Source organism: Exiguobacterium sp. s140, from assembly GCF_018617035.1.
Taxonomy (GTDB): Bacteria; Bacillota; Bacilli; order Exiguobacteriales; family Exiguobacteriaceae; genus Exiguobacterium; species Exiguobacterium profundum.
In genome coordinates, this window is record NZ_JACSJK010000001.1 from 76,347 (window position 1) to 102,560 (window position 26,214).

The following is a 26,214-nucleotide window of genomic DNA, read 5'->3' on the forward strand; positions in this document are numbered from 1 at the left end:
ACTATGGAAATTTCAGATATTCGGAACGAACTAGAGGCGATGGCGAAACGCCTCGAGAATTACAGAGCGTCTCTCAACTTGACAGAGAAAGAGGCACGTATCGCCGAGCTCGAGAACGAGATGACGTATCCTGACTTCTGGGACAACCAGGAGAAGGCACAAAAAGTCATCGATGAGTCAAACGGACTCAAAGCGATGGTCGACAAGTATCAAGACCTCGCCAATCAACATGAGGACGGCGAAGTGACGCTCGAACTCATCAAGGAAGAGCCGGACGCCGAGATGCAAGAAGAGCTCGGGGAATCGATTCAAGCGCTCAAGAAGGAGTTTGATGACTTCGAACTCGAGATCCTCTTGAACGGACCATACGATGCGAACAACGCCATCCTCGAATTGCACCCGGGTGCGGGCGGTACCGAGTCACAGGACTGGGCATCGATGCTCCTTCGGATGTATCAACGTTTCGCTGACAAACAAGGCTGGAAAGTCGAGACGGTCGATTACCTCCCGGGTGAAGAGGCGGGCGTCAAGTCGGTCACGCTCCGCATCGTCGGTCATAACGCATACGGCTACTTGAAGGCGGAGAAAGGGATTCACCGCTTGGTCCGCATCTCGCCATTCGACTCGTCAGGTCGTCGTCATACGTCGTTCGTGTCATGTGACGTCATGCCGGAATTCGATGACGACATCGAGATCGAAGTACGGACAGAAGACCTCCGTATCGACACGTACCGTGCATCAGGTGCCGGCGGTCAGCACATCAACACGACGGACTCTGCCGTCCGGATCACGCACGTGCCGACGGGCGTCGTCGTTTCGTGTCAGACCGAGCGCTCACAGATCAAGAACCGTGAGTCGGCGATGAAGATGTTGAAAGCGAAATTGTACCAACGCGAACTCGACGAGCAGCAACGAAAACTCGACGAGATCCGTGGGGAAAAGACGGACATCGGTTGGGGTAGCCAAATCCGTTCGTATGTCTTCCACCCGTATTCGATGGTCAAAGACCACCGGACGAACTATGAAGTCGGGAACACGAGTGGCGTCATGGACGGCGACGTCATGCCGTTCATCGATGCCTACCTTCGTAAAACAAATATGTGATGCATGTGGCTCAAAGACACCCGTCTTTGGGCCATGTTGTGTGTAAAGGAGACTTTCTTTAATGAAGCAAATCGTCAAAGACTATCTGTATTTGTTGACCGGATCGGTGTTCGTCGCCTCGGCCTTCAGCTTATTTCTGTTGCCGAATAATCTGGCATCGGGCGGGGTGAGTGGGATCTCGGTCATCACGTATGAACTGTTCGGCATCTCGCCGGGGGCGTTCCAGCTCGTGGCGAACGTGTTACTTCTGATTATCGGGTGGGCCATCCTCGGCCTCGGCTTCGGTGTGAAGTCGCTCGTCGGCTCCATCTTTTTACCGGGTGTCATTCTTTTCTATGAGGCGATCGATGCCGGTGCGGCTGTGGACGATACGCTCCTCGCGGCCATCTTCGGTGGTGTCGGCGTCGGTGTCGGACTCGGACTCATCTTCCGTGGACGCGCCTCGACAGGGGGAATGGACTTGATCGCTCAGATCTTACATAAGTTCACGCACATCCCGCTCTATCTCTGTATCGCCATCCTCGATGGCATGGTCGTCTTGACCGCGGCCTTGACGTTCTCGTTCACGACCGGGCTCTATGCACTCATCGCGTTATTCATCACGGTCAAGATGATCGACTTCGTCCAGCTCGGGTTCACACAGGACAAGATGGCTTACGTCATCTCGGAGAAGCGGGACTTTATCGTCCGGGCCGTCTTCGAGGAGCTTGACCGCGGTGCGACAGAGATCCAAGCGATCGGAGCGTATTCACGTCTCGACCGTCCGATGCTCATGATCGTCGTCCGTCAGAGCGAGGTGAGTCGATTGAAGGAAATCATCCGTCGGATCGACCCAGAGGCGTTCCTCGTCTTCAGTGAGGCACATGAGGTGCTCGGACAAGGGTTTACGTCTGATAAGCGTTACATCAACGTGCCGTAAGTTGTGGAATCTTTGTGTACTTTTCGTGAGATTAGGTTAGAAAACATACGTTAACGGCTATAATGGTAAATGTAGGTCATTTCTACAACTTAGGAGGGGAACGTGGTTATGAAAAAATGGATGATGGCCATCGGCCTCGGCGCCATGCTGACACTCGGCGCATGTGGCGGCGGTGAAGAAGAGGATACATCGAGCAACGGGGATTCGGGCTCGAACACGGCATCGGTTGACGCGGAAGCGGTATACGCACAAAACTGTGCGGCATGTCACGGTGCGAACCTTGAAGGAATGAGTGGTCCGTCACTCGAGCAAGTCGGTGCTCGTCTGTCGGCAGAAGAGATTGAAAACGTCATTCGAAACGGTCAAGGCGCGATGCCTGCGAACGTCATTGAAAAAGACGAAGAGATCACAGCGGTCGCCGCTTGGCTCGCTGAGAAAAAATAAGATTCGACAGCATGAGGTGGAACACACCTCATGCTTTTTTGTTTTGGGTGTTAAGGCTTGGGGAAATATTGTTAAGGTAACGTGAGACATAGTGGAAATGGAGTGATGACGATTGAAGACGAAACTGATTGACTGGCCGACTTTTATCGGCTCGTTTGTATTACTGTTAGGGGTGACGTTACCGCTCATCTTCTTCCCAGAGACCGGTAAAGCGTGGGTCGGTGCGGCGAACGAATACATGACCTCTAACTTCGGCATGTTGTACTTAGCAATGGGCTTAGGTGCGTTCGGATTTTCATTGCCTTCAGTAAGAATGGTCATATCAAATTAGGTCGTGAAGATGAAGAACCCGAATTTAGTACATTCTCTTGGGCGGCGATGTTATTTGCTGCCGGCATCGGGTCCAGCATCCTCTATTGGTCCGTCATCGAATGGGTCTATTACTATGAAGGTCCGCCGTTCGGGCTGACACCGGAGTCACCGGAAGCGATTCAATGGTCGACAGCATATGGGATGTTCCACTGGGGACCGATCGCTTGGGCAATCTATACGTTACCGGCACTGCCGATCGCTTATTTCTTTTACGTCCGTAAGAAATCCGTCTTAAAGGTAAGTGAAGCGGTACGTCCCGTTATCGGAAAATGGGCAGATGGACCCCTCGGTAAATTGATTGATATCTTATTTATCTTTGGATTATTAGGTGGTGCCGGGACGACGCTCGCCCTCGGTACCCCGATGATTGCCGAAGGGGTCAACGAACTGACAGGGATTCCCGTCACGCTCGGGATGCAGGCCGTCATCATGTTGATTTGTACGGTCATCTTCGCCATCAGTTCTTACATTGGACTGAAGGGTGGCATCAAAGTACTCAGTGACTTGAACATCTGGCTCGCCCTTGGGATTTTGACGTTCGTGCTTATCTTTGGTCCGACTCGATTCATTATGGAGACGACGTTCAATGGAGTCGGAATCGTCATGGATAACTTTTTCCGGATGGCAACGTGGATGGAACCGTTCGGTGACTTCGGTGGCTTCACATCGACCGGGTTCCCGGAATCGTGGACGGTGTTCTATTGGGCATGGTGGCTTGTCTATGCACCATTCGTCGGATTGTTCGTCGCCCGTATCTCACGCGGTCGTACGATTCGGAATATGATCTTTGGGACGATGGTGTACGGAACGCTCGGATGCATCTTGTTCTTTGGGATTCTCGGAAACTACGGGCTCTACCTTCATCTAAGTGGGACGTTCGATGTTGTCGGGTACATGGCGGCGAATGGCCCGGCACCTACAATCATCGCCATCATCGGCCAATTGCCTTTCGGGAAAGTCGTCATCGGCGTCTTTACGCTTCTTGCCATTATCTTTTTGGCGACAACGTTCGATTCATCATCATACATCTTGGCATCGGTCACGCAAAAACATGTCGAGGATGAGCCGATTGTCTGGAACCGTCTCTTTTGGGCGTTCGCGCTTGCTATCATGCCGCTCACGCTCATGTTCCTCGGCGGACTAGAGACGCTCCAGACAGCGAGTATCGTCGGTGGATTCCCGCTTATCCTCATCATGTTCCTTCTTGCTTGGTCATTCGTCCGCGTATCGAGTCGGGATATCCGGGCTTCCGATGACTATGAATCCTCAACGATTCATATCAAGTATCGGAAACGGAAAAAGTCGCCGTTTGATGCATTGAAAGAAAAACCACACGATTAAATGTGGCGTATTGGTGAAGGGTGTTCCTTAGGGAGCACCCTTTTGAAGTGCGGTTTCAACATTCTCTGGGAGATTTAGAAAGCGAGGTTCTTCGCGACATTTTCACATCGAACTCAATCGAACTGAAACAATCCTGTAATGGTGTTTTAAAAGTCGGATTGATATAATTGTAGTCGCTTCAACATATGCCCTAGATGATTTTTTGACCAGGCTAACATAAAAAAGCGACACCTTGACAGAGGGAGCCGTTTCCTGTAAAAAAGACTCTAGGCGAAATATACAGTAACTAAAATAATCGATTCGAATTCGTCATAGATGCTTAAAAATAATTTAAAAAGGGTAGGGAATACGTTATGATCTCGATGCAAAAAGTCAGTAAAGTATATCCGAACGGCGTCGTCGCCATGGATGACCTCGATCTAGAAATTCGCGACGGCGAGTTCCTTTATGTCGTCGGGCCTTCCGGTGCCGGAAAGTCGACGTTCATGAAGATGATTTATCGTGAGGAGAAGCCGACAGCCGGTCAATTGTTGATTGACGGACTCGATGTCGGGAAAATTAAAAACCGACACGTACCGAAGCTACGCCGTCAACTCGGCGTTATCTTCCAAGACTTCAAATTGTTGCCGTCACTTACGGTATATGAGAACGTAGCGTTCGCATTAGAAGTTGTAGGAGCGGACACGTCTTCGATTCGGAAACAAGTCATGGATGTGTTGAACCTTGTCGGATTGAAGAACAAGGCGCGCAACTATCCCGACGAACTATCAGGTGGAGAACAACAACGTGTCTCGATTGCTCGCGCAATCGTCAATAAGCCAAAATTGATCATCGCCGATGAGCCGACAGGGAACTTAGACCCGGAAACAGCATGGGGCATCATGGAAGTGTTTGAAGAGATTCACCGCCGCGGAGCGACAATCGTCATGGCGACACACAACCGTGACATCGTCGATAAGATTCGTCACCGCGTCATCGCGATTGAGAACGGGAAAGTCGTGCGCGATGAAGAGAAAGGAGCATATGGCTATGATATTTAAGACTGGATTGCGCCATTTGCGTGAAGGGTTCAAAGGAACACTTCGGAATGGATGGATGTCGTTCGCGGCGATTAGTGCCGTGACCATTACGTTGCTACTTGTCGGTGTATTCGCACTCGTCATGTTCAACATCAATGAAATTTCAGATAACGTCGAAAATGATGTCGAGATTCAAGTGTTCATCACTCGTACAGCGGATGAGAACTCGGTTGAGAAACTCGGGGAGAACATTGAACAGGTGCCGGGTGTCTCGACGGTCACGTTCAGTTCAAAAGAAGATGAGCTAGCGAAGTTCCAAGACCAGCTTGGCGATGATGCGGCTGCATACGGAACGGTTGAAAAAGACAACCCGCTCCACGCCCGCTATATCGTCAAAGCACAAGACCCGACAGAACTAGAGGAAGTGGCCAAATCGGTCGGTTCACTCGATAATGTGGACGATGTGAAATACGGAAAAGACTACATCGATAAAATGTTTGCCTTCTTCAACGGGATTCGCATCGGTGGACTCGCGTTGATTGTCGGTTTGACATTGATGGCGATGTTCTTGATCTCAAATACGATTAAAATGACAATCTTCTCGCGTCGCCGTGAGATTGAAATCATGCGACTCGTCGGAGCGAAAAACAGCTTTATCCGCTGGCCGTTCTTTATCGAAGGATTGCTCCTTGGAATGCTTGGGGCTCTCGTCCCGATTCTTGTCATTTATTTCGGATATGACGTTGCATATAGTGCTTTACAACCATCGCTTGATCAATTGAATAGTGATATATTTAAGTTGATTGATCCATCGACGCTAACAGTCCAAGTATCGCTTGTTTTACTTGCACTCGGTGCGTTCATCGGAATCTGGGGATCGACGACATCGCTCGGTCGTTTCTTGAAAATCTAACTTAAATAAGGAGGAGTTGGCGGATGAAACGTTCGCTTGCGCTAGGGTTGTGTGTATCGTTACTTGCCATGCCGGTCATGGCGACAGAGAAAGACACGTTGAAAGCTCGACAAGATCAACTGTCCAATGAGTTGGAGGAGTCGAAAAAAGCGCAGGCCGAGACGGATGCCGAACTCGAGATCACCGAGGCAGAGCGTGATGCCGTGAAGACGGAAATACACGTCGTCGACGACCGGTTGAATGAATTGAGCGAACAAATTGCCATTCAGCAGCATGAGATCGATACAGCCAGGGCAGAACTCGAGTCGACCCGCCAACAACTTTCCGTTCAGGAAGAATACTTGGAAAGCCAGAAGGAACTCGTGAACGAGCGCCTTCGCGTTTTGCAAGTACATGAAGACACTTCCTATTTACAAGTCATTTTTGAGTCCCGTTCCTTCGGCGACTTCGTGACACGGGCTATGACGGCCCGCACGATCGCTGAACAGGACCGGGAGCTCATACATAATTATATGAGTGAGATGGAACGTTTGGAGTCGCTCGAGTCGACACAACGTACCCAGCTCTCTTTCATCAAGCAAAAAGAGCGCGAGCTCGTCATCACCAAGCAAGACCTTGACCGGACGGCCGAGAAGAAACGTGACCTGTTGGTTGAACTGAACGAACAAGTAGAGCAGCTCGAGCTCGAAAAGATGACGCGCAGTGAAGAACAGGCGGTCATGGCTGAACAGAACCGCATCATCAGTGAACAACTAGAGGCGATTGCGACTGCCGAACGAGAAGCCGCAGAGGCGGCGGAACGTGCCAAACGTGAAGCTGAGGCGCGTGCCGCTGAAGAGCGAGCACAAGCAGAAGCGGAAGCCCGTGAGTCGGAGGTCGAGGAGGCACCAGAAGTGACCGCACCAACCGAAACACCGACGAATGTGTCCACGTCCACGGGATTCGTTCGTCCTGTGTCCGGTTATGTGTCTAGTCCGTTCGGTCCACGAGACAACCCGTTGACAGGTGTGCCGGAGATTCACAAGGGCATCGACCTCGTCAATGCGTCTGGAACACCAATCGTGTCAAGCGCACCAGGTGTCGTCATCAAGGCGGCACCGGCGACCGGATATGGAAATGTCGTCTTCGTTTCGCATGTCATCAACGGTGAGATTTGGACGACCGTCTATGCCCATTTAAATGCGATCACAGTCGGAGCCGGTCAACAAGTGGCGGCGGGACAGACGGTCGGAACGCTCGGCAATACCGGCTGGTCGACCGGTCCCCATCTTCATTTTGAGTTACACCGAGGAAAATGGGCACCGGGACAGCCGAACGCGATTGACCCAGCCCCGTATATTGGATACTGACAGAAGCGGACGCGTCCCAAATATGTGGAACGCGTCCGCTTTTCCTCTAGTTTTTGCTATACTAATGAAAAGACTTACAAAGAGAAATGAGGGACCAACCCGTGAAAAATTCAACCGCAGGACTACTCGCTGGCACAACGTTCGTGGCTGGGGCCGGTGCAGGCCTTGCGACGATGGCGTTTACAGACACATCGCTTCCCATTCAAACGAATGCGGAAGGCTGGGATAAAGTCGACCAAGTACGTAATTTGATTGAAGAACATTCGTTACAGGACATCTCAGAAGACGATTTATTGACCGGTGCGCTCGACGGGATGACCGCAGCGCTGAACGACCCGTATTCGGATTTCTTGGATGCGGAAGAAACGTCACAATTTACGGACTCGATTGAATCGAGTTTTGAAGGAATCGGCGCGACTTTGGAGAAGAAAGGAGAGGACATCCTAATTGTCGCTCCGATCAAAGGCGCTCCGGCTGAAGAGGCGGGACTTCGTCCTGGCGACATCATCACAGCGGTCGACGGGGAGTCGATCGAAGGGATGGATGTACAGGAAGCCGTCCAATTGATTCGAGGCGAAAAAGGGACGACCGTCACGTTGACGATTCGCCGTGGCAGTCAGACGGCGGATTATGAGATCACACGTGACACGATTCCAATCGAGACGGTCTTCTCTGAAGTGAAAGAGAAAGACGGTAAAAAGATTGGGTATCTCCAAGTCACCCAATTCTCAGAACCGACGGCTGATGAATTCCTCGAACAACTCGAGCAACTCGAGTCAGAAGAAATCGATAGCTTGATCATCGATGTTCGTGGAAATCCGGGAGGTCTCTTGCCTGCCGTCATCGAGATGTCGGAAGGGTTCGTCCCGACCTCAAAACCGGTCGTCCAAATCGAGAATGCGGACGGTGACCGTGATGCACAAAACGGTCGCGCTCGTGAAGCGAAACCGTATGACCTGTTTGTCTTGACGGATGAGGGTTCTGCCTCGGCATCTGAGATTTTGACTGGTGCGATGAAAGAAGGAGCAGGCGCGACCATCATCGGGACGAAGACGTTCGGAAAAGGTGTCGTCCAGACGGCGTTCGACTTAGAGGACGGCAGTAACTTGAAATTGACGACGAGCAAGTGGCTCACACCGGACGGAAATTGGATTAACAAGAAGGGCATCGAGCCGGACATTGAAGTGGAGCAACCGGACTTCTTCAACGTGACCCGTGTCCTGACAGAAGAAGAGTCGCTCCAAGTCGGAGATTACGGTGACGCCGTCTCGAACTTGCATAAAATTTTAACTGGAATCGGCTATGAGCCAGGCGGTCAGCCGGGATATTACGGGGACACGATGGCGAACGCCGTGAAAGCATTCCAGACAGACAATGGTCTCGAGGCTTCTGGAACTGTCGATGAAGAGACAGCCTCTGCACTCGAAGCGAAGTTGCTCGAAGCGATTCAAGATGAGGCGAATGACGCCCAATTGAATCGTGCGCTTGAAGAAGCCGCAAAATAACGTTGTATGAAAGAAAGGGTTGGACCGCGTGGAAGTTGTACGAATGGGTGTTACGGCTTTATTGACGTTGTTAGGTAGTCCGCTGTTTTGGGTGACACTTGTCGCCCTTACATACATATCGCTGACACGGGTCAAGCGAGAACGGGCCATGTTCCGTTCGAGACGTCGCTCACCGAAGTCGGAATGGAGACATTTCATCTGGCCGAGTCTTCTGTTAGCGGTCCTCTCATCGGCCGTGACGATTTTACTCGAGACGACCATCACGTTTGAGTGGGCCGTCTCGTTCACGATTCTCTATACGCTCGTCGTCTTGACGATGCATCCGCGATTCTTTAATCCGGTGCTGCCTCTTCTCGTGTTGTTTGGGGTCGTCTTGTTACGCGATGTTGTCGCATATGGGGTGCTTCGTGATTGGGTAGCAGCACTCGCTCAGGTCGATTGGACGGTCTATGCGCTCACATTCGGCCTCGTCACCCTTGCTGAAGCGATTCTCTTGCGCTGGAACGGACCAAAAGAGACATCCCCGACCTTGATCTTGTCGAAACGGGGGCAGTTTATCGGAGGGCATGTCGTCAAACGGATTTGGTTTTTCCCGCTCGTCGTCTTCGTGCCACCGATGTTCGGTCTCGACTGGCCGATGGTGCCCATCATTCTTCCGATTCCCATCGGGGTCAGTTTATTGTCGACCGGCGCCCTACCAGGAACGCTTCTCGCACGACTGAGCAATTATCGTGCCGTACTCGCTTTGATCGCTCTCGGTCTATTCGGCCTCTCATATGCGTTTGAGATTCCATATGTCGACTATGTAGTATTGACGCTATTCGTCCTCTATGAGCTCGGCTTACAATGGATCAAACGCGAGAATCGGGGAACGACACCCGTCTTCATCAACGGAAACCGTGGGGCGGTCATCGTCGACACGCTACCGAACTCGCCTGGAGAGGCGATGCAGCTCATCCCGGGTGAATCGATCTATAAAGTCAACGGGACGGTCATCACCGGAGGGCACAGTTTTTATGAGGCGCTCCAGCAACATAAGCCATACATCAAGCTGGAAGTGTTGAATCTGAACGGAGACATCCGATTCGTTCAACGGGCGATGTATGAGACCGATCCACATGAGCTCGGGATTTTGTTCGTCGGGGAACCAACGAGCCCGAGAGTTCGCTTACGTAAACTGTAAGAGTATCCGTCATGGGTACTCTTTTTTGCATACAAAAAGGGCACCTGCAAGGATGCCCTTTCGTCTTATACATCAAGTTTTGAAGGTTTGAATGCCATTGTGGCTTCGACAGCGTGTTGCCATCCTTTGTATAGGGCTTCACGGTGAGACTCGTCCATGTTCGGATCGAACTTCTTATCGAGTTTCCACTGGTCTTTGACTTCGGCTTGGTCTTTCCAGAATCCAACGGCGAGACCCGCCAAGTAGGCGGCACCGAGTGCAGTCGTTTCACTCACTTCAGGACGTTCGACCGGGACGTTGAGAATGTCCGATTGGAACTGCATGAGGAAGTTGTTGCTGACGGCTCCACCATCGACGCGGAGCGTCTTCAAGTTGATGCCTGAGTCATTTTCCATCGACGTGAGGACGTCACGTGTCTGGTAAGCGAGTGACTCGATTGTCGCCCGGACCATCTGTTCTTTCTCTGTCCCACGCGTGAGACCGAAGATGGCACCACGGACGTCAGAGTTCCAGTACGGGGCACCGAGACCGACGAAGGCAGGAACGACGTAGACACCGTCAGTTGATTCGATCCGTGTCGCATACTGTTCTGAGTCTTTCGCTGATTTCAACATTCGTAATCCGTCACGGAGCCACTGGATTGCAGAACCGGCGACGAAGATCGAACCTTCGAGCGCGTATTCTACTTTCCCGTTATAGCCCCAAGCGATTGTCGTCAAGAGACCGTGATCAGATTTGACGGCTTCTTCTCCCGTGTTCATGAGCATGAAACAACCTGTTCCATACGTGTTTTTCGCCTCACCTTTTTCGAAGCAAGTTTGTCCGAACAAGGCGGCCTGTTGGTCACCTGCAGCTCCGGCAATCGGGACTTCGAATCCGAAGAAGTGGTATGGAATCGTGTTCGCATAGACTTCACTTGACGGTTTGACTTCAGGAAGCATTGATTTTGGCACTGTCAAGATGTCGAGTAACTCGTCATCCCACTTCTGCTCGTAGATGTTGTACATGAGTGTACGCGATGCGTTCGAGTAATCGGTTACGTGTGCTTTTCCACCAGAGAGTTTCCAGATGAGCCACGTGTCGATTGTCCCGAAGAGGAGTTCGCCGTTCTCAGCTTTTTCACGTGCACCCTCGACGTTGTCAAGAATCCATTTGACTTTCGTTCCTGAGAAGTAGGCATCGATGAGGAGACCTGTTTTGTCGCGGACCATATCGGAATGACCGGCTGCTTTCAGCTCTTCACAGATGTCGGCGGTTTGACGGGATTGCCAGACGACGGCGTTATAGACAGGGCGTCCTGTTTCCTTCTCCCAAACGACAGCTGTTTCACGTTGGTTCGTGATCCCGATTCCGGCAATCTCATTCGGGTCGATATCAGCAGAACCGAACGCTTCCGCCATAACGGCGAGGACAGACCCCCAAATCTCATTGGCGTTGTGCTCGACCCAGCCTGGTTTCGGGAAGTATTGTTTGAATTCGCGCTGTGCGACTGTGACAATTTTTCCATCATGATCAAAGATGATTGCTCGTGAACTTGTCGTTCCTTGGTCCAATGCTAAAATATAACGTTTTTCTTTCGCCATATGTGATTTCCTCCTTCAAAATTATGTGTTAAGGGACGAGAATACCGTAGATGAGTGCGGCAATAATCGCACCGATAATCGGACCGACGACCGGGATCCATGAATAACCCCAATCTGAAGATCCTTTTCCTTTAATTGGAAGGAATGCGTGTGCGATACGTGGCCCAAGGTCACGTGCCGGGTTGATCGCATATCCCGTCGTACCACCGAGCGAAAGACCAATCGATACAATCAAGAAACCAACGATGAGTGGATTGAGTCCGTCTGCGAATGTGTTTGCCCCGAATGACAACAATGCAAAGACAAGGACGAATGTTCCGATAATCTCACCAATCAAGTTGTACGGCGTGCTTCGAATACCTGGAGCTGTCGAGAACGTCGCCAGTTTTAAACCAGGATCGTCTGTCGCATCATAGTGCGGCTTGTAGTGGACATAAACCAAACATGCCCCGATGATGGCTCCAATAAACTGAGCGAGGATATAAAGTGGGACATCAGCCCATGGGAATTCGCCTGCTGTCGCGAGACCAATCGTGACGGCAGGGTTGATGTGAGCGCCTCCGTAAATTCCGGCTGCGTAGACCCCGACCATAACGGCAAGACCCCAACCCATTGTGATGACAATCCAGCCAGAGTTTTCCGCTTTGGAATGGCGGAGGACGACGCCGGCGACGACACCGTTACCGAGCAGAATCAATAGCATCGTACCAATAATTTCACTGACAAATGCTGACATGTGATACTCCCCTTTCTCCCTTATGCAATTTGACTTACCACTTCATTATATGCCCAAAATGTAAGCGTTTTAAAACAGTGTTTTTTAAAAATCCTACTTTTTTCCTACAAATGTTCACATTTACAGCTGTAAACTTCGCAAAAGAATTAAGAAGCAGAGCGAAACGTTCACGAAGTGGATGGTTTTTTCGGATATTTCAAGCATTCCAATTTACTAGGGACATAGTCCAATCTGAAAAGTGCAATGCTTTATGCCACAAAAGTGATTCTGTTGAAATCTTGATGTGATGATTTGGATGGAACAAGATGTTTCTTTTGAGACAGTAAAGGAAAAAGAAATGAACAATGGATTGAATGAAAAAAAGAAATAAAATGAATTAACCTACAAACTAATAAGCGAATATTTGTTCGTGTCTATGGTATAATCAAGACACTTATGAAATGAGAAGGTGAGGAGTATCTTATGGAATCGATTCCGTTTGCATTACAATCTGAATTTCAACCAGGAGGCGACCAGCCTGAAGCGATTCGACAGCTTGTCGAAGGTGTAAATCGAGGTGACCGGTATCAGACGCTCCTCGGTGCAACGGGTACGGGTAAAACGTTTACCGTTTCGAACGTCATTCAAGAAGTAAAGAAGCCGACACTCGTCCTCGCCCATAACAAGACGCTCGCCGGTCAGCTCTACTCGGAGTTCAAAGAGTTCTTCCCGAACAACGCGGTCGAGTACTTCGTCAGTTACTATGACTACTATCAACCGGAAGCGTACGTGCCGTCGACGGATACGTTCATTGAGAAGGATGCTTCAATCAATGATGAAATCGATAAGCTGCGTCACTCGGCGACGTCGGCTCTCTTTGAGCGCGATGACGTCATCATCGTCGCATCTGTCTCCTGTATTTATGGTCTCGGTAACCCGGAAGAATATCGGAGCCTCGTCTTGAGCCTTCGCGTCGGGAAAGAGATGGGACGTGACGAGATGTTACGTAAACTCATCGACATTCAATATGAACGAAACGATATCGATTTCCAGCGTGGACGTTTCCGTGTCCGCGGGGACGTCGTCGAGATCTTCCCAGCATCGCGTGACGAACACTGCATGCGCATCGAGTTCTTCGGAGACGAGATCGACCGTATCCGTGAGATGGATCCGTTGACGGGTGAAATCATCGCAGACCGTGATCACGTCGCCATCTTCCCGGCATCCCACTTCGTCACACGCGACGAAAAATTGCAAAAGGCAATCGTCAACATCGAAGCGGAACTTGAGGAACAACTTGAGAAGTTCCGCGAAGAAGGGAAGCTCCTAGAAGCGCAACGACTCGAGCAACGAACGCATTACGATTTGGAAATGATGCGTGAGATGGGGTATTGTTCAGGAATCGAGAACTATTCGCGCCACTTGAACTTGATGCCAGAAGGCTCGACTCCGTATACGCTACTCGATTACTTCCCAGAAGACTTCTTACTCGTCGCTGATGAGTCGCACGTGACGCTCCCGCAAGTACGCGGGATGTACAACGGGGATCAGGCACGGAAACAAGTGCTCGTCGACCACGGCTTCCGTCTCCCTTCGGCGAAGGATAACCGTCCGCTCAAGTTCGATGAGTTCGAGAAGAAAGTCTCACAAGCGATTTTCATCTCGGCGACACCAGGTCCGTACGAACTCGAACATACGCCGAACATGATTGAGCAGATCATCCGTCCGACCGGGTTACTTGATCCGACAATCGAGATTCATCCGATCAAAGGTCAGATTGACTACTTGATGGATCAGATTCGCGAACGCATCAAGCGCGACGAGCGCGTGCTCGTGACGACGCTCACGAAGAAGATGGCAGAGGACCTATCCGATTACTTACGCGAAGCGGGAATCAAGGTCAACTATATGCACTCCGAGATCAAGACGCTCGAGCGAATCGAAATCATTCGTGACCTTCGGCTCGGGAAGTATGACGTGCTCGTCGGGATCAACTTGTTGCGGGAGGGTCTCGATATTCCAGAGGTCAGTCTCGTGACGATCCTCGATGCGGACAAGGAAGGGTTCCTTCGTTCGGATCGCTCGCTCATCCAGACGATTGGTCGAGCGGCGCGTAATGCGAACGGACACGTCATCCTGTTCGCGGACAAGGTGACCGACTCGATGGCGCGGGCCATCGAAGAGACGGATCGTCGTCGGTCGATTCAACAGGCTTATAATGAAGAACATGGCATCATCCCGCAGACGATTCGAAAGGACGTCCGAGGGGTCATTCGGGCGACGGTCGAGGCGGAAGAGGAAGCACTCGAATCGCTCAGTACGATGAAGCCGGCCGAACGCGAGGCGGCGATTGCCAAGTTGGAAGAAGAAATGAAGCAAGCGGCGCGCGACCTCCAGTTCGAACGTGCGGCCGAATTGCGTGACTTAATCTTGGAGTTGAAGGTAGGGAATTAAATGGCTGAAAAGAAAAATGCGATTGTCATCAAAGGGGCACGCGTCAACAACTTAAAAAATATTGACATCGATATCCCACGTGACCAGCTCGTCGTCTTGACGGGCTTGTCCGGCTCCGGGAAATCGTCACTTGCGTTCGATACGATCTATGCGGAAGGACAGCGTCGTTACGTCGAGAGCTTATCCGCATATGCCCGACAGTTCCTCGGACAGATGGATAAGCCAGACGTCGATACGATTGAAGGGCTCAGTCCGGCCATCTCGATTGACCAGAAGACGACGAGTCGTAACCCACGGTCGACGGTCGGGACGGTGACCGAGATTTATGATTACCTTCGTCTATTGTTCGCACGAATCGGGAAGCCGGTCTGTCCGAACCACGGCATCGAGATCTCGAGTCAAACGATCTCACAGATGGTCGACCAGGTGATGGAATTGCCGGAACGGACGCGACTCCAAATTCTTGCGCCAATCGTATCGGGTCGAAAAGGGACGCACGTGAAAGTATTCGACTCCTTGAAAAAAGAAGGATTTGTTCGTGTCCGTGTCAATGGTGAAACAATTGAATTGACGGATGAGATCGAGCTCGATAAAAACAAGAAGCATTCGATTGAAGTCGTCGTCGACCGCCTCGTGGTCCGACCTGACGTCGAAGGGCGCCTCGCCGACTCACTCGAGACGGCATTACGTCTTGCGGACGGCCGTGTCATTATCGATAAGATGGATGGCACCGAGCTTCTCTTCAGTGAGCATCACGCCTGTCCGATCTGCGGGTTCTCCATCGGCGAACTCGAACCTCGGATGTTCTCATTCAACTCGCCATTCGGTGCATGTCCGACGTGTGATGGTCTTGGGACGAAACTAGACGTCGACCCAGAACTCGTCATCCCGGACCCGTCGAAGACGTTGAAAGAGGGGGCGATTGCCGCATGGCAACCGACAAGTTCCCAGTACTATCCGCAACTGTTGGCTGCGATGTGCCAGCATTTCAACATCGACATGGACGTGCCGTTCGAGCGCCTATCAAAACGTGATCAGGACCTCGTCTTGAACGGGTCTTCGGAGGAATCGTTCCTCTTCCGCTACGAGAACGACTTCGGTCAAGTGCGGACGAATACCATTTTCTTTGAAGGGGTGCTCCGTAACATCGAGCGCCGTTACCGGGAGACAACATCCGACTATATCCGTGAGCAGATGGAAATGTACATGGCGACACATGCGTGTCCGACATGTCACGGCTATCGCTTGAAAGAAGAGTCGCTCGCCGTCAAGATCACGGGTCAGCACGTCGGGCAAGTGACGGAGAAATCGGTCGTGAACGCACTCGCGTTCTTTGAAGGACTCAACGAGCAGTTGAGCGAGAAAGAGATCGCCATCGCCCGTCTCATCCTCCAAGAGATTCGGGAACGACTCAGTTTTTTGAATAACGTCGGTCTCGACTACTTGACGCTCTCTCGTGCCGCTGGAACACTCTCGGGTGGGGAGGCGCAGCGGATTCGTCTCGCGACACAAATTGGGTCTCGTCTCACGGGTGTCTTGTATGTCCTTGACGAACCATCCATCGGTCTTCATCAACGTGATAACGATCGGTTGATTTCGACCCTCAAACAGATGCGGGACATCGGCAACACGCTCATCGTCGTCGAGCATGACGAGGACACGATGATGGAAGCCGACTACTTGATTGATATCGGACCAGGCGCAGGAGAACATGGCGGACAGGTCATTGCGGCCGGGACGCCGAAACAACTGATGAAAAATAAAAACTCGCTCACCGGTCAATATCTTGCTGGGAAGAAGTTCATCCCACTTCCGGCTGAACGGAAGATGCCAGACGAACGTTTCTTAAAGATCGTCAAAGCAGAAGAGAACAACCTAAAAGACGTCGACGTTTCCATTCCACTCGGGATGTTCGTTGCCGTAACAGGGGTCTCGGGATCGGGTAAATCGACCCTCATCAATGAGATTCTCTATAAATCGCTCGCGCACAATATGAACCGGGCCAAAGCGAAGCCAGGCAAGCACAAGAAGATTGAAGGACTTGAGCATATCGATAAGGTCATCGATATCGACCAATCCCCGATCGGACGGACCCCTCGTTCGAACCCCGCCACGTATACGGGTGTCTTTGATGATATTCGTGACGTCTTCGCCTCGACGAATGAAGCGAAGATGCGCGGCTATAAGAAGGGACGTTTCAGTTTCAACGTTAAAGGCGGGCGCTGTGAAGCATGTCGTGGGGATGGGATCATCAAAATCGAGATGCACTTCCTTCCTGACGTCTACGTTCCGTGTGAGGTCTGTCACGGGAAACGCTATAATCGTGAAACGCTCGAAGTGAAGTACAAAGGAAAGACGATCGCAGACGTCCTTGATATGACGATTGAGGAAGGACTCGAATTCTTTGACAAGATTCCGAAAATCAAGCGGAAGATTCAAACGATTTATGACGTCGGTCTTGGCTATATGAAACTCGGTCAGCCGGCGACGGAACTTTCGGGTGGGGAAGCCCAGCGTGTCAAACTCGCTTCGGAACTTCATAAACGGTCGACCGGGAAAACGATTTATATTCTAGACGAACCAACGACCGGTCTTCACGTCGACGACATCGCGCGCTTGTTGAAAGTGTTGCAACGCCTCGTCGAGAACGGGGACACGGTGCTCGTCATCGAGCACAATCTCGACGTCATCAAGTCGGCCGATTATTTGATTGACCTCGGACCAGAGGGTGGAGATGGTGGCGGACTCATCGTCGCAACGGGGACACCAGAAGAAGTCGCGGAAGTGTCAGGCTCGTATACCGGTAAGTATTTGAAGCCGGTTCTCGAACGAGATGCAGCCCGAGTGAACCCGAAAGCAGGAAAAAAGAAATAAGTATAGAAATGGTGAGAAACGGGAAGGTAATTGACGTGCAACCAAATTGAAGGGGGAAAACGAACGTGAAACAAGAAATGCGTGAACTGATTCTCCAGCAAGTGAAGGAAGGCAAGATGACAATCGAGGAGGCGATGACGCAACTCGAACGTCTCGAGCGACTCGAACCGGAACAGGTTCAAGCGCTTGAAGAGCGACAGGATACAGAAAAGGTCGATGCCTATTCGGTTGAATCGCTCACAACGAAACTGACATCTGCAGTGGAGGGGCTCGTAACGAAACTTCGCGACAGCGACTTTTCGTTCAGCTCGAACTTTGGTCCGGAAGTGACGTATTCAAAGTCGTTCCCGTTCACAGGTAGCGACATCTCGCTCGATCTGTTCAATGCGTCGGCGACGATCGTCTCGTCTGATGCTGAGGATTGTGAACTGATTGTCACGGGTCGTCCGCTTCGTCAACAAGACGCGGATAAGGCGCTCGAACAGTTACAGTCTGCGGTCAAGCACTCTGTCATTGGTGATCGTCTCGTCGTTTCGCTCCGTGACAAACTCGTCCGAGCCCACGTGGAACTGTACGTCCCGCACCACCATTTCAACCGCCTTCTTGTTCAGACGTTGAACGGCGAAGTCCGTGCCGATGGTCTCGATGTCGAGAACGTTCGTGTGCAAACCGCAAACGGGCGTGTCGTGCTCCATGACGTGCATGCATCCGAACTATTACTGAACACTGGTAATGGGACAGTCGAGGTAGAAGGTGTCGAAGCGGAACTCGTTCACGTTCGGACCGGAAACGGTGCCGTCATCGTCGGTGGGAAGTACGATAAAGCCTCCCTCAAGACAGGGAACGGAAACATCCGCGCGGAACTGGCGACAGCTCGTCCTGCCAAGTTTGAACTCGCGTCACTCGCCGGAAACATTCGACTCGTGTTACCACATGGCGTCGAGGTCGAAGGGGAGCTCGAGACGAACTTCGGTGGTCTGCATTGCTTGCTCGATGAGCTCGAAATCATCCGTGACCGTAAGGACGTCGCACAGCGTCGTCTGGAATTCTTGTCGGGTCGTGGTCAAACCCCTCGCATCGAAGTCGAGGCGGGGACGCGTACCGGTACGATCGATTTGGAGCACGGTTCGGTCTATACGCCATCCACATTCCTTGATGAGGATAAAGTAGAACCGGCTGACCCGGTCGATCCCGTCGACCCGGGCGATTTGAACAATCCGTTCCATCAACAATAAGCAAATCCCGAAGGCTGAGCCTTCGGGATTTTTTGATTATAGATTCATTTCGTACTCCATCTGTTGCCAATCCATCATCTGCGTATCAAACAGAGGGAAGGCGCTGATAGCAAACACGATGAAGAGGATCGGTCCGGCAATCAAGAGAATGATTCCAAGAAGGCGCATCGACTTCGAGCGATTCCAATAGAAGATGATGGCGACAATCATGGAGATGAGCGCTCCGGACAAGAAGAATCCGATGATGTTCAAGATGAACAAGAGCAAGATCGTCTCGTTTTTCGTCGCAGCATATTCTTTCCACATATCGATTAACGATTTGATGATGTAAACGAGTGACCCAATTCCAATCACTAGCGCAAATAAGATGACAATTCCGAATAAACCTCCCATTATTCCACCTCCTAGTTAGCCTATACCCTACATACGAACGGTGTAATAGGATGGTTTCAACAATTTTTTGACACGTTCTTGATCACTTCCCTAGCCCGTCTTAGAAAGAGCTATGATACAATAATGAGCGTGAAAGGGGCAGATACTGATGCAAAATATCGTACGTACCGCTCAAGTCGTTGAGCGTTTTAAACTTCAAGTGATTGCGGGAGAGGAAGGACTTCATCGACCGGTCGCAACACCCGACCTGAGTCGACCGGGTCTCGTCCTTGCTGGCTATTATACGCACTATGCCAAAAACCGCCTGCAAGTGCTTGGGAAGACGGAGTTGACATTCTATGCGAGCCTCTCGGAAGAGAAGCGTCGTGAACGAGCTAAAATCTTGTGTACGGAACAGACGCCAGGAATTTTAATCACGCGTGGCTTCGATATTCCAAAAGAAATCGAAGAAGAGGCGGAAGCAGCAAACGTTCCTCTCATGCGGACGAATGCGGTGACGACATCGATCGAATCACAAATTACGAACTTCCTAGAGATGGAACTAGCACCGATGACGGCGATGCACGGTGTGCTCGTGGATATTTACGGTGTTGGTGTCCTCATCAAGGGCCAGAGTGGTGTCGGGAAATCTGAGACGGCACTTGAACTCGTCAAACGGGGGCACCGCCTCGTCGCCGATGATTCAGTCGAGATTCGTCAAACGGGGGACCATCTCCTCGTCGGATCAGCACCGAAGCTCATTCGTCACCTGCTCGAGATTCGTGGGATTGGCATCATCGACGTCATGACGTTGTTCGGTGCGGGTGCGGTTCGGTCGCATAAAAAGATCAGTCTCATCGTCAACTTGGAGAACTGGGACGCGGGCAAAGTATACGACCGTGTCGGACTCGACCACAATACGATGAAAATCATCGACAGTGAAGTTCCGCTCTTGACCATCCCCGTTCGACCTGGTCGAAACTTGGCAGTCATCATCGAGGTCGCAGCGATGAACTATCGTCTGCAAAATATGGGAATCAATACGGCTGAAGAGTTCGCAGAACGTCTCGCGAACGCGATTCAGGATACTGAAGGAGACTTGTGAGCATGGTAGAACCGACATTTGATCGTGTGGCGTTTGAGATTGGCTCTTTGCCAATCTATTGGTACGGCATGATTATCGCCTTTGGGGCGATGCTTGGTCTCGTCCTCGCCTTATATGAAGCGAAACGTATCAATTATGATTCGGAACGACTCGTGGATGTCGTCATCTGGTCGATTCCGATCAGCATCGTCTTCGCGCGCATTTATTACGTGACGTTCCAATGGGATTATTATTCAGAGAACCTCGGACAAATCATCGACATTCGTCAAGGTGGGATTGCCATTCATGGAGCCATCTTCGGTGCTCTCCTTGTCGTCATCGTCTATTGTATGCGAAAGTCGATGTCGTTCTGGAAAGTGACGGACATCTTGGCGCCATCGCTTCTTCTTGGACAAGCCATTGGGCGTTGGGGAAACTTTATGAACCAAGAGGCACATGGTGGCGAGACGACGCGTAGTTTCTTGCAAGATACGCTCATGCTACCAGACTGGATCGTCAATCAGATGTACATTGATGGGACTTATTATATCCCGACCTTCTTATATGAAAGTGTATGGAATATCATCGGGGTCATCCTTCTCGTCGCGTGGCGCATGATTGGCAATCCACGACGTGGTTATATCTTCTTGTCATACCTCGTCTGGTACTCAATCGGTCGCTTCTATATCGAGGGACTTCGTACGGACAGTCTCATGTCCGGAGATTTGCGTGCGGCGCAAATGGTGTCAATCGCCTTGATCCTATTCGGTATCGTCACGATGATTCTTCGTCGCAAGGCGAAACGTTACAACGACCCATCAGAGAAAGGATTGTTTGATTAATGGATACGATCTTATTTGATTTAGACGGTACATTACTCGATACGAACCCACTCATTATCGCGAGTTTCCGCCATACTTTCGACTATTATTTCCCGGAACATACGTATCGGGATGAAGACATTTATCGATTCATCGGACCGACGCTCGAAAAGTCGTTCCGTGAACTCAACGAGCCGGAATGGAAAGAGATGCAAGCCTTCTATCGGAGCTTCAACATCGCCATGCATGACCAACTCGTCGCAGAGTACCCAGGAGTCATCGAGGGGCTATATCGCCTTCATGCGAAAGGATACAAGATGGGCATCGTCACGTCGAAAGGTCGTCCGGTAGTCGAGCGCGGTCTTCGATTGTTCAATATCGACCACTTATTTGACGTCGTCGTGACAGCGGATGATGTCGAGAACGAAAAACCTCACGCTGAACCGGTCGAGCGTGCACTACAAGCACTCGACTCGTCATCAGAACGCGCCGTCATGGTCGGAGACAACGACACGGATATCTTCAGCGGGAAAAATGCCGGAACGAAGACGGTCGCTGTAGGCTGGGCCCTCAAAGGGCGTCCATTCCTCGAATCGCTCGAACCGGACGTCATCATCGACTCGATGGAACATTTCGAGGCGTGGCTAGACGAGGTCAGTATTCATGCGTAAGACGACACGATATCACATCGAGGGACCGAATCCGCTTTGGCAAATGTATCAGACGATTCGCTTTCTGCGTGTCTTCAAAAACACGACGGTCGTTCTGGTCGGTCGTTACTTTCCGTCGGTGAAGGCAAAGCGTTGGCTTTACCAGACGTTCCTCGGGATGAATATCGGAGAATATAGTGCCCTTGCTCTCATGGTCACACCGGACGTCATGTTCCCGGAACGCATCACGATTGGTCGCAATACGGTCATCGGATTCAATTCGACGATTCTCTGTCATGAGTATCTCGTAGACGAGTATCGGATCGGGGACGTCATCATCGGTAATGGCGTATTGATCGGTGCGAACGTTACCATCCTGCCAGGGGTAACCATCGGGGACGGTGCCGTCATCGGCGCGGGCGCGGTCGTGCACCGTGACGTCTTACCAGGAGAGCGGGTCATCGGTTCAAAGCTTCAATCGTTGACACATATTTGACACAATTTTTCGCAAAATGTTTTCATGAGCATTTTGTTCGTACAGAATCAATAATACTTGAGCGGTATCACTTTTTTTTGAAGAGATGCCGCTTTTTCATGGATAAATGTACAGAAATGAAGCTATCATATTTTCGTTCAAAAACAATTTTTGAACCTAGTAAAAAATATTCATTATAGAGGGAATATAGTCGCAATTTTTTTTAACTTTTTCAGTTGCCCTCGTTGTTCGAGTGCGGTATTCTTATCCCTGCAACTAAAAAAGATTTAGAGATGATGTGGAGGATTTAGAATATGGAAGCGAACTATGAAGCAGTAATGACGCTACCCGAACCAGAATCTCCGCTCGCTGCGGAGCTCCACTACTATAGAGGTCGTCGTGCGTTACGTGAAGGTCACCTGGATGAAGCGACTTTTTTCATGGCTGAAGCGACAGCGGCAGCCACGCATCGCGTCGACTATCATAAACAGTACGCAGAACTGTTATTTGAAGTAGGGGAGGTCTACCACGCCAATGACGTGTGGAAACGAGTATTAGAGCTCGATGAGACCGCAACAGAGGCACTGTATCACTTAGCAAGCAACTGTGCCTATGTCTCTCAATATGAGGAAGCGGCGCACTATGCATCCGAATATCTCGCCCGTGACACGAAAGGTCACTTCACGGAAGCTGTGCAATCCCTTCTTGAACTGATCGAACTCGAACAAGAGCTAGAGGACGAGGAAGAAGACGAATTGATCACGTGGCATACGGAAGCGCAGCGTCAAATCGATAAAGGACGATTGTTTGCGGCAAAGGCGACACTCGAGCGTCTCATCGGTCAATATCCATCGTTTTGGCCAGCATACAACAATCTGTCGGTCGTCAGTTTTTACCTTGGTGATGACCAAGCGGCATTCCGGACGCTCGAATACGTGCTCGACCAAAATCCAGGCAACTTGCATGCAATCTTGAACACGATTCTCTTGCTCCATGAAGCGGGTCAATCGGAAGTGGCCCTTCAGTTGTCGACACCGCTCACACGTGTCCGTCCACTCCAATTTGACTTACGTTATAAATTGGCGACGACACTCGCGCTTGTCGGACATTACGACCGTGCATATGAAGAACTGCGTCTATTGAAAGACCGCGGATTCCGTGGGGACCCATTGTTTGGGCATTGGCTCAGCGTGTCTGCCTATAAGACAGGACGACTTGAAGAGGCAGCCACCTACTTGAACAATGAAGAGATGAAACAGTTTGAAGAGAAACAAAGCTTCGACATTCGAGAAAACCTCGAATTTCGTTCGGCGCTCGTCCAAGGATTGCGTCAAGAGAGCGACTTGGCTCGAATCGAGATTATCCGAATCATCGCCAATTTAAAAGATGACGAAGCGTTCGAAGCGCTTGCGCTCACGAATGCGGTGACGGAAAACGGGACGGTCCGTGCGTTCGCAGAGATGTGTCGTGCCGACCTTTGTCAGCAACCGTTCAAAGGAGACGTCCGGATCAAGCGTGCGTTTGATGCGCTCGTCTTGGCTGAAGCACATGTATCAGAAGCGGAACGGATGAGCCTAGAGGGCGACTTCTATGAACGTTTCGCGACGCTTCTGTTGTCTGATGAATCATTCATGGACGTAACGGCATCGGCCGCTGCGCTCGTCTGGATGTTTTATACGAAACGGGACGCATTGATTCTCGAAAATTGTGCGAACGCCTTCCATCTCTCGGTCGACACGTTGACAGAGACGGTCCGTTCGTTCAAACGGACACTCGAACAAGCATAAAGATAGACGATACCCTTACAGGTTTCTTATACTAAAGGCAATCAATTTCTTGCAGAGGTGGAATCAACATGACAGAAGAAAAAATTTATGACGTCATTATCATCGGTGCCGGTCCTGCCGGAATGACCGCTGCGCTATATGCTTCACGTGCGAACCTTTCAACACTTATGATTGAACGCGGGATTCCAGGTGGTCAGATGGCCAACACGGAAGACATCGAGAACTATCCGGGCTATGACAGCATCCTTGGTCCTGACTTGTCTCAAAAAATGTTCGACCATTCGAAAGCGTTCGGTGCGGAGTATGCATATGGGGACGTGCAAAGCATCTCGGATGAAACACAATATAAAATCGTGCATGCGCACAACCGTGACTATAAAGCACGTGCAATCATCCTCGCCTCTGGTGCTCAGTATAAGAAAATCGGCGTACCGGGAGAAGAAGAACTCGGTGGCCGTGGAGTATCGTACTGTGCGGTATGTGACGGAGCGTTCTTCAAAGGGAAAGATTTGTTCGTCATCGGCGGTGGCGACTCGGCTGTTGAAGAAGGTGTCTTCTTGACACGCTTTGCGAACAAGGTGACGATCGTTCACCGTCGCGATGAGCTTCGCGCTCAGAAGATTCTTCAAAAACGTGCGTTCGACAATGAGAAGATCGATTTCATTTGGAACCACACGTTGAAAGAAATCACAGAGAAAGACGGGAAAGTCGGTGGGGCTCGTCTTGTCAGCACAATTGACGGGACTGAGACAGACCACGAGATCGACGGCGTCTTCATCTATATCGGCATGAACCCGATCACCGGGTTCGTCCAAGACCTCGGCATCACGAACGAGCAAGGATACATCGTCACGAACGAGGCGATGGAAACGAACATCCCAGGGATTTTCGCGGCCGGCGACGTTCGCGAGAAAACGCTTCGTCAAGTCGTCACAGCGACGAACGACGGGTCGATTGCCGCTCAGAATGCTCAACACTTCATCGAGGGACTCCTCGAATCGTTGCAAGAACAAAACGCATGATTCAAGAAGGTAGGACTGCGGGGAACCGCGGTCCTTCTCTTTTTTTCGGACGTTCGTTATACTAGATGGAGAGAGCTACACACACGGCTCGGTTGTCAATTTTAAGGGGGCGTCAGCGAGATGGAAGACTTTAAAGGATTAGAAGAATTGATCATCATCAGTGGGATGAGCGGGGCTGGAAAGTCGGTCGCCATGAATAGTTTCGAGGACCTCGGCTATTTTTGTGTCGACAACTTGCCACCGGTGCTCTTACCACAATTGATTGATGTCATCAGCTCGGTCCGACCGAAAATCGCGGTCGCCATCGATACACGGACACGAGACTTTATCGATAGCTTATTCATCGTCATCGACGATTTGGAAAAAAAGAATGTGCATCCGCACCTGTTGTATTTAGAGACGCGGGACGACGTGCTCGTTCGCCGTTATAAAGAGACGCGACGGTCCCATCCGCTCGCACCGGAAGATGCGCCACTTGTCGGCATCAAGATGGAGCGCGAACTGTTAGAAGGATTCCGTGACCGGGCCCACACGTTGTATGATACGAGCGACTTGAAGCCACAGATGTTGAAGGACCGCATCCTCCAACAGTTCAACGAAGAACGGATCCCGTTCACAGTCAACTTCATGTCGTTCGGTTTCAAACATGGGGTGCCGCTCGATATCGACTTGTTGTTCGATGTTCGCTTCATCACGAACCCATTCTATATCCCTGAGCTCCGTCCGCTCACGGGTCAGACGACAGAAGTACAGGAGTACGTCATGTCGCACCCGGAAGCGCGAGCGTTCTATAAGAAGTTGATCGACATGCTCGAGTTCCTCCTTCCGCAGTATAAACGGGAAGGCAAGACGCAAGTCGTCGTGGCGTTCGGTTGTACCGGTGGGAAGCATCGGTCGATTACCTTCGCTGAGAAAGTGTCGGAGCATTTTGCTGAACGTTATAATGTGAAGACGGTCCACCGCGACCTCGCTCACGCGACGAAGGAGAAGTGA

21 protein-coding genes and 1 pseudogene are annotated in these 26,214 nt (G+C 50.9%); 19 read left to right on the top strand and 3 right to left on the bottom strand.

Going from position 1 to position 26,214, the window contains the following annotated elements:
• The first annotated feature begins 3 nt into the window (after positions 1-3).
• The 9 genes and pseudogenes from prfB (at position 4) to KNO61_RS00520 (ending at position 10,149) form a co-directional block, all read left to right on the top strand.
• Positions 4-1,104 carry a peptide chain release factor 2 gene (prfB, locus tag KNO61_RS00480; RefSeq protein ID WP_012726943.1) on the top strand — a complete coding sequence of 367 codons (1,101 nt, stop codon included), beginning with the start codon at positions 4-6 and terminating at the stop codon, positions 1,102-1,104.
• Positions 1,105-1,165: 61 nt separating this feature from the next.
• Positions 1,166-2,023 (top strand): YitT family protein, encoded by an 858-nt coding sequence (locus KNO61_RS00485; RefSeq protein ID WP_012726942.1) that lies wholly within the window; start codon positions 1,166-1,168, stop codon positions 2,021-2,023.
• A gap of 108 nt (positions 2,024-2,131) precedes the next feature.
• Positions 2,132-2,467, top strand: a complete 336-nt coding sequence (cccB, locus tag KNO61_RS00490; RefSeq protein WP_031422851.1) for a cytochrome c551 — start codon at positions 2,132-2,134, stop codon at positions 2,465-2,467.
• Between the two features lie 112 nt (positions 2,468-2,579).
• Positions 2,580-4,180 (top strand): annotated as a pseudogene (locus KNO61_RS00495) (BCCT family transporter).
• Positions 4,181-4,533: 353 nt separating this feature from the next.
• Complete coding sequence (ftsE, locus tag KNO61_RS00500; RefSeq protein ID WP_078147321.1) at positions 4,534-5,220, top strand: cell division ATP-binding protein FtsE; 687 nt, start codon at positions 4,534-4,536, stop codon at positions 5,218-5,220.
• Positions 5,210-6,112 carry a permease-like cell division protein FtsX gene (gene ftsX, locus KNO61_RS00505; protein WP_031422854.1) on the top strand — a complete coding sequence of 301 codons (903 nt, stop codon included), beginning with the start codon at positions 5,210-5,212 and terminating at the stop codon, positions 6,110-6,112. The genes ftsE and ftsX overlap by 11 nt, the downstream gene beginning before the upstream one ends.
• A gap of 23 nt (positions 6,113-6,135) precedes the next feature.
• Positions 6,136-7,461, top strand: coding sequence for a murein hydrolase activator EnvC family protein (locus KNO61_RS00510; protein ID WP_214872478.1), 1,326 nt, complete (start codon positions 6,136-6,138; stop codon positions 7,459-7,461).
• Between the two features lie 101 nt (positions 7,462-7,562).
• Positions 7,563-8,966 (top strand): S41 family peptidase, encoded by a 1,404-nt coding sequence (locus KNO61_RS00515; protein ID WP_078147319.1) that lies wholly within the window; start codon positions 7,563-7,565, stop codon positions 8,964-8,966.
• 28 nt (positions 8,967-8,994) lie between these two features.
• Positions 8,995-10,149: a PDZ domain-containing protein gene (locus KNO61_RS00520; protein WP_240499842.1), complete on the top strand. Its 1,155-nt coding sequence runs from the start codon at positions 8,995-8,997 to the stop codon at positions 10,147-10,149.
• Between the two features lie 65 nt (positions 10,150-10,214).
• Here KNO61_RS00520 and glpK read toward each other — a convergent pair whose 3' ends face one another.
• Together glpK and KNO61_RS00530 are read right to left on the bottom strand one after the other, a co-directional pair.
• The gene (gene glpK, locus KNO61_RS00525) at positions 10,215-11,732 is read right to left on the bottom strand and encodes a glycerol kinase GlpK (protein WP_078147317.1); all 1,518 of its coding nucleotides are present in this window, start codon (positions 11,730-11,732) and stop codon (positions 10,215-10,217) included.
• A gap of 28 nt (positions 11,733-11,760) precedes the next feature.
• Positions 11,761-12,468 (bottom strand): MIP/aquaporin family protein, encoded by a 708-nt coding sequence (locus KNO61_RS00530; protein ID WP_047795079.1) that lies wholly within the window; start codon positions 12,466-12,468, stop codon positions 11,761-11,763.
• 462 nt (positions 12,469-12,930) lie between these two features.
• Here KNO61_RS00530 and uvrB point away from each other — a divergent pair, with 462 nt between their 5' ends.
• The 3 genes from uvrB (at position 12,931) to KNO61_RS00545 (ending at position 19,010) form a co-directional block, all read left to right on the top strand.
• Positions 12,931-14,901, top strand: coding sequence for an excinuclease ABC subunit UvrB (gene uvrB, locus KNO61_RS00535; protein WP_214683870.1), 1,971 nt, complete (start codon positions 12,931-12,933; stop codon positions 14,899-14,901).
• The gene (gene uvrA / locus KNO61_RS00540; RefSeq protein ID WP_214730412.1) at positions 14,902-17,775 is read left to right on the top strand and encodes an excinuclease ABC subunit UvrA; all 2,874 of its coding nucleotides are present in this window, start codon (positions 14,902-14,904) and stop codon (positions 17,773-17,775) included.
• 65 nt (positions 17,776-17,840) lie between these two features.
• Entirely contained in the window at positions 17,841-19,010 is a 1,170-nt protein-coding gene (locus KNO61_RS00545; RefSeq protein ID WP_214730413.1) for a DUF4097 family beta strand repeat-containing protein, read from the top strand.
• A 36-nt stretch (positions 19,011-19,046) separates the two neighbouring features.
• Here KNO61_RS00545 and KNO61_RS00550 read toward each other — a convergent pair whose 3' ends face one another.
• On the bottom strand, positions 19,047-19,403 hold the full coding sequence (locus tag KNO61_RS00550) for a hypothetical protein (RefSeq protein WP_214730414.1): 357 nt from the start codon (positions 19,401-19,403) through the stop codon (positions 19,047-19,049).
• Between the two features lie 148 nt (positions 19,404-19,551).
• Here KNO61_RS00550 and hprK point away from each other — a divergent pair, with 148 nt between their 5' ends.
• The 7 genes from hprK (at position 19,552) to rapZ (ending at position 26,214) form a co-directional block, all read left to right on the top strand.
• Positions 19,552-20,487, top strand: a complete 936-nt coding sequence (gene hprK / locus KNO61_RS00555) for an HPr(Ser) kinase/phosphatase (RefSeq protein WP_214687188.1) — start codon at positions 19,552-19,554, stop codon at positions 20,485-20,487.
• A 2-nt stretch (positions 20,488-20,489) separates the two neighbouring features.
• Positions 20,490-21,308: a prolipoprotein diacylglyceryl transferase gene (gene lgt / locus KNO61_RS00560; RefSeq protein WP_074036274.1), complete on the top strand. Its 819-nt coding sequence runs from the start codon at positions 20,490-20,492 to the stop codon at positions 21,306-21,308.
• Entirely contained in the window at positions 21,308-21,958 is a 651-nt protein-coding gene (gene ppaX / locus KNO61_RS00565) for a pyrophosphatase PpaX (RefSeq protein WP_214872479.1), read from the top strand. The genes lgt and ppaX overlap by 1 nt, the downstream gene beginning before the upstream one ends.
• Positions 21,951-22,433, top strand: coding sequence for an acyltransferase (locus KNO61_RS00570; RefSeq protein ID WP_214816104.1), 483 nt, complete (start codon positions 21,951-21,953; stop codon positions 22,431-22,433). Before ppaX ends, KNO61_RS00570 begins: the two co-directional genes overlap by 8 nt.
• Positions 22,434-22,726: 293 nt before the next feature.
• Complete coding sequence (locus tag KNO61_RS00575; protein WP_214872481.1) at positions 22,727-24,199, top strand: tetratricopeptide repeat protein; 1,473 nt, start codon at positions 22,727-22,729, stop codon at positions 24,197-24,199.
• A gap of 68 nt (positions 24,200-24,267) precedes the next feature.
• Positions 24,268-25,221 carry a thioredoxin-disulfide reductase gene (trxB, locus tag KNO61_RS00580; RefSeq protein ID WP_078147309.1) on the top strand — a complete coding sequence of 318 codons (954 nt, stop codon included), beginning with the start codon at positions 24,268-24,270 and terminating at the stop codon, positions 25,219-25,221.
• Positions 25,222-25,341: 120 nt separating this feature from the next.
• On the top strand, positions 25,342-26,214 hold the full coding sequence (gene rapZ / locus KNO61_RS00585; protein WP_147538029.1) for an RNase adapter RapZ: 873 nt from the start codon (positions 25,342-25,344) through the stop codon (positions 26,212-26,214).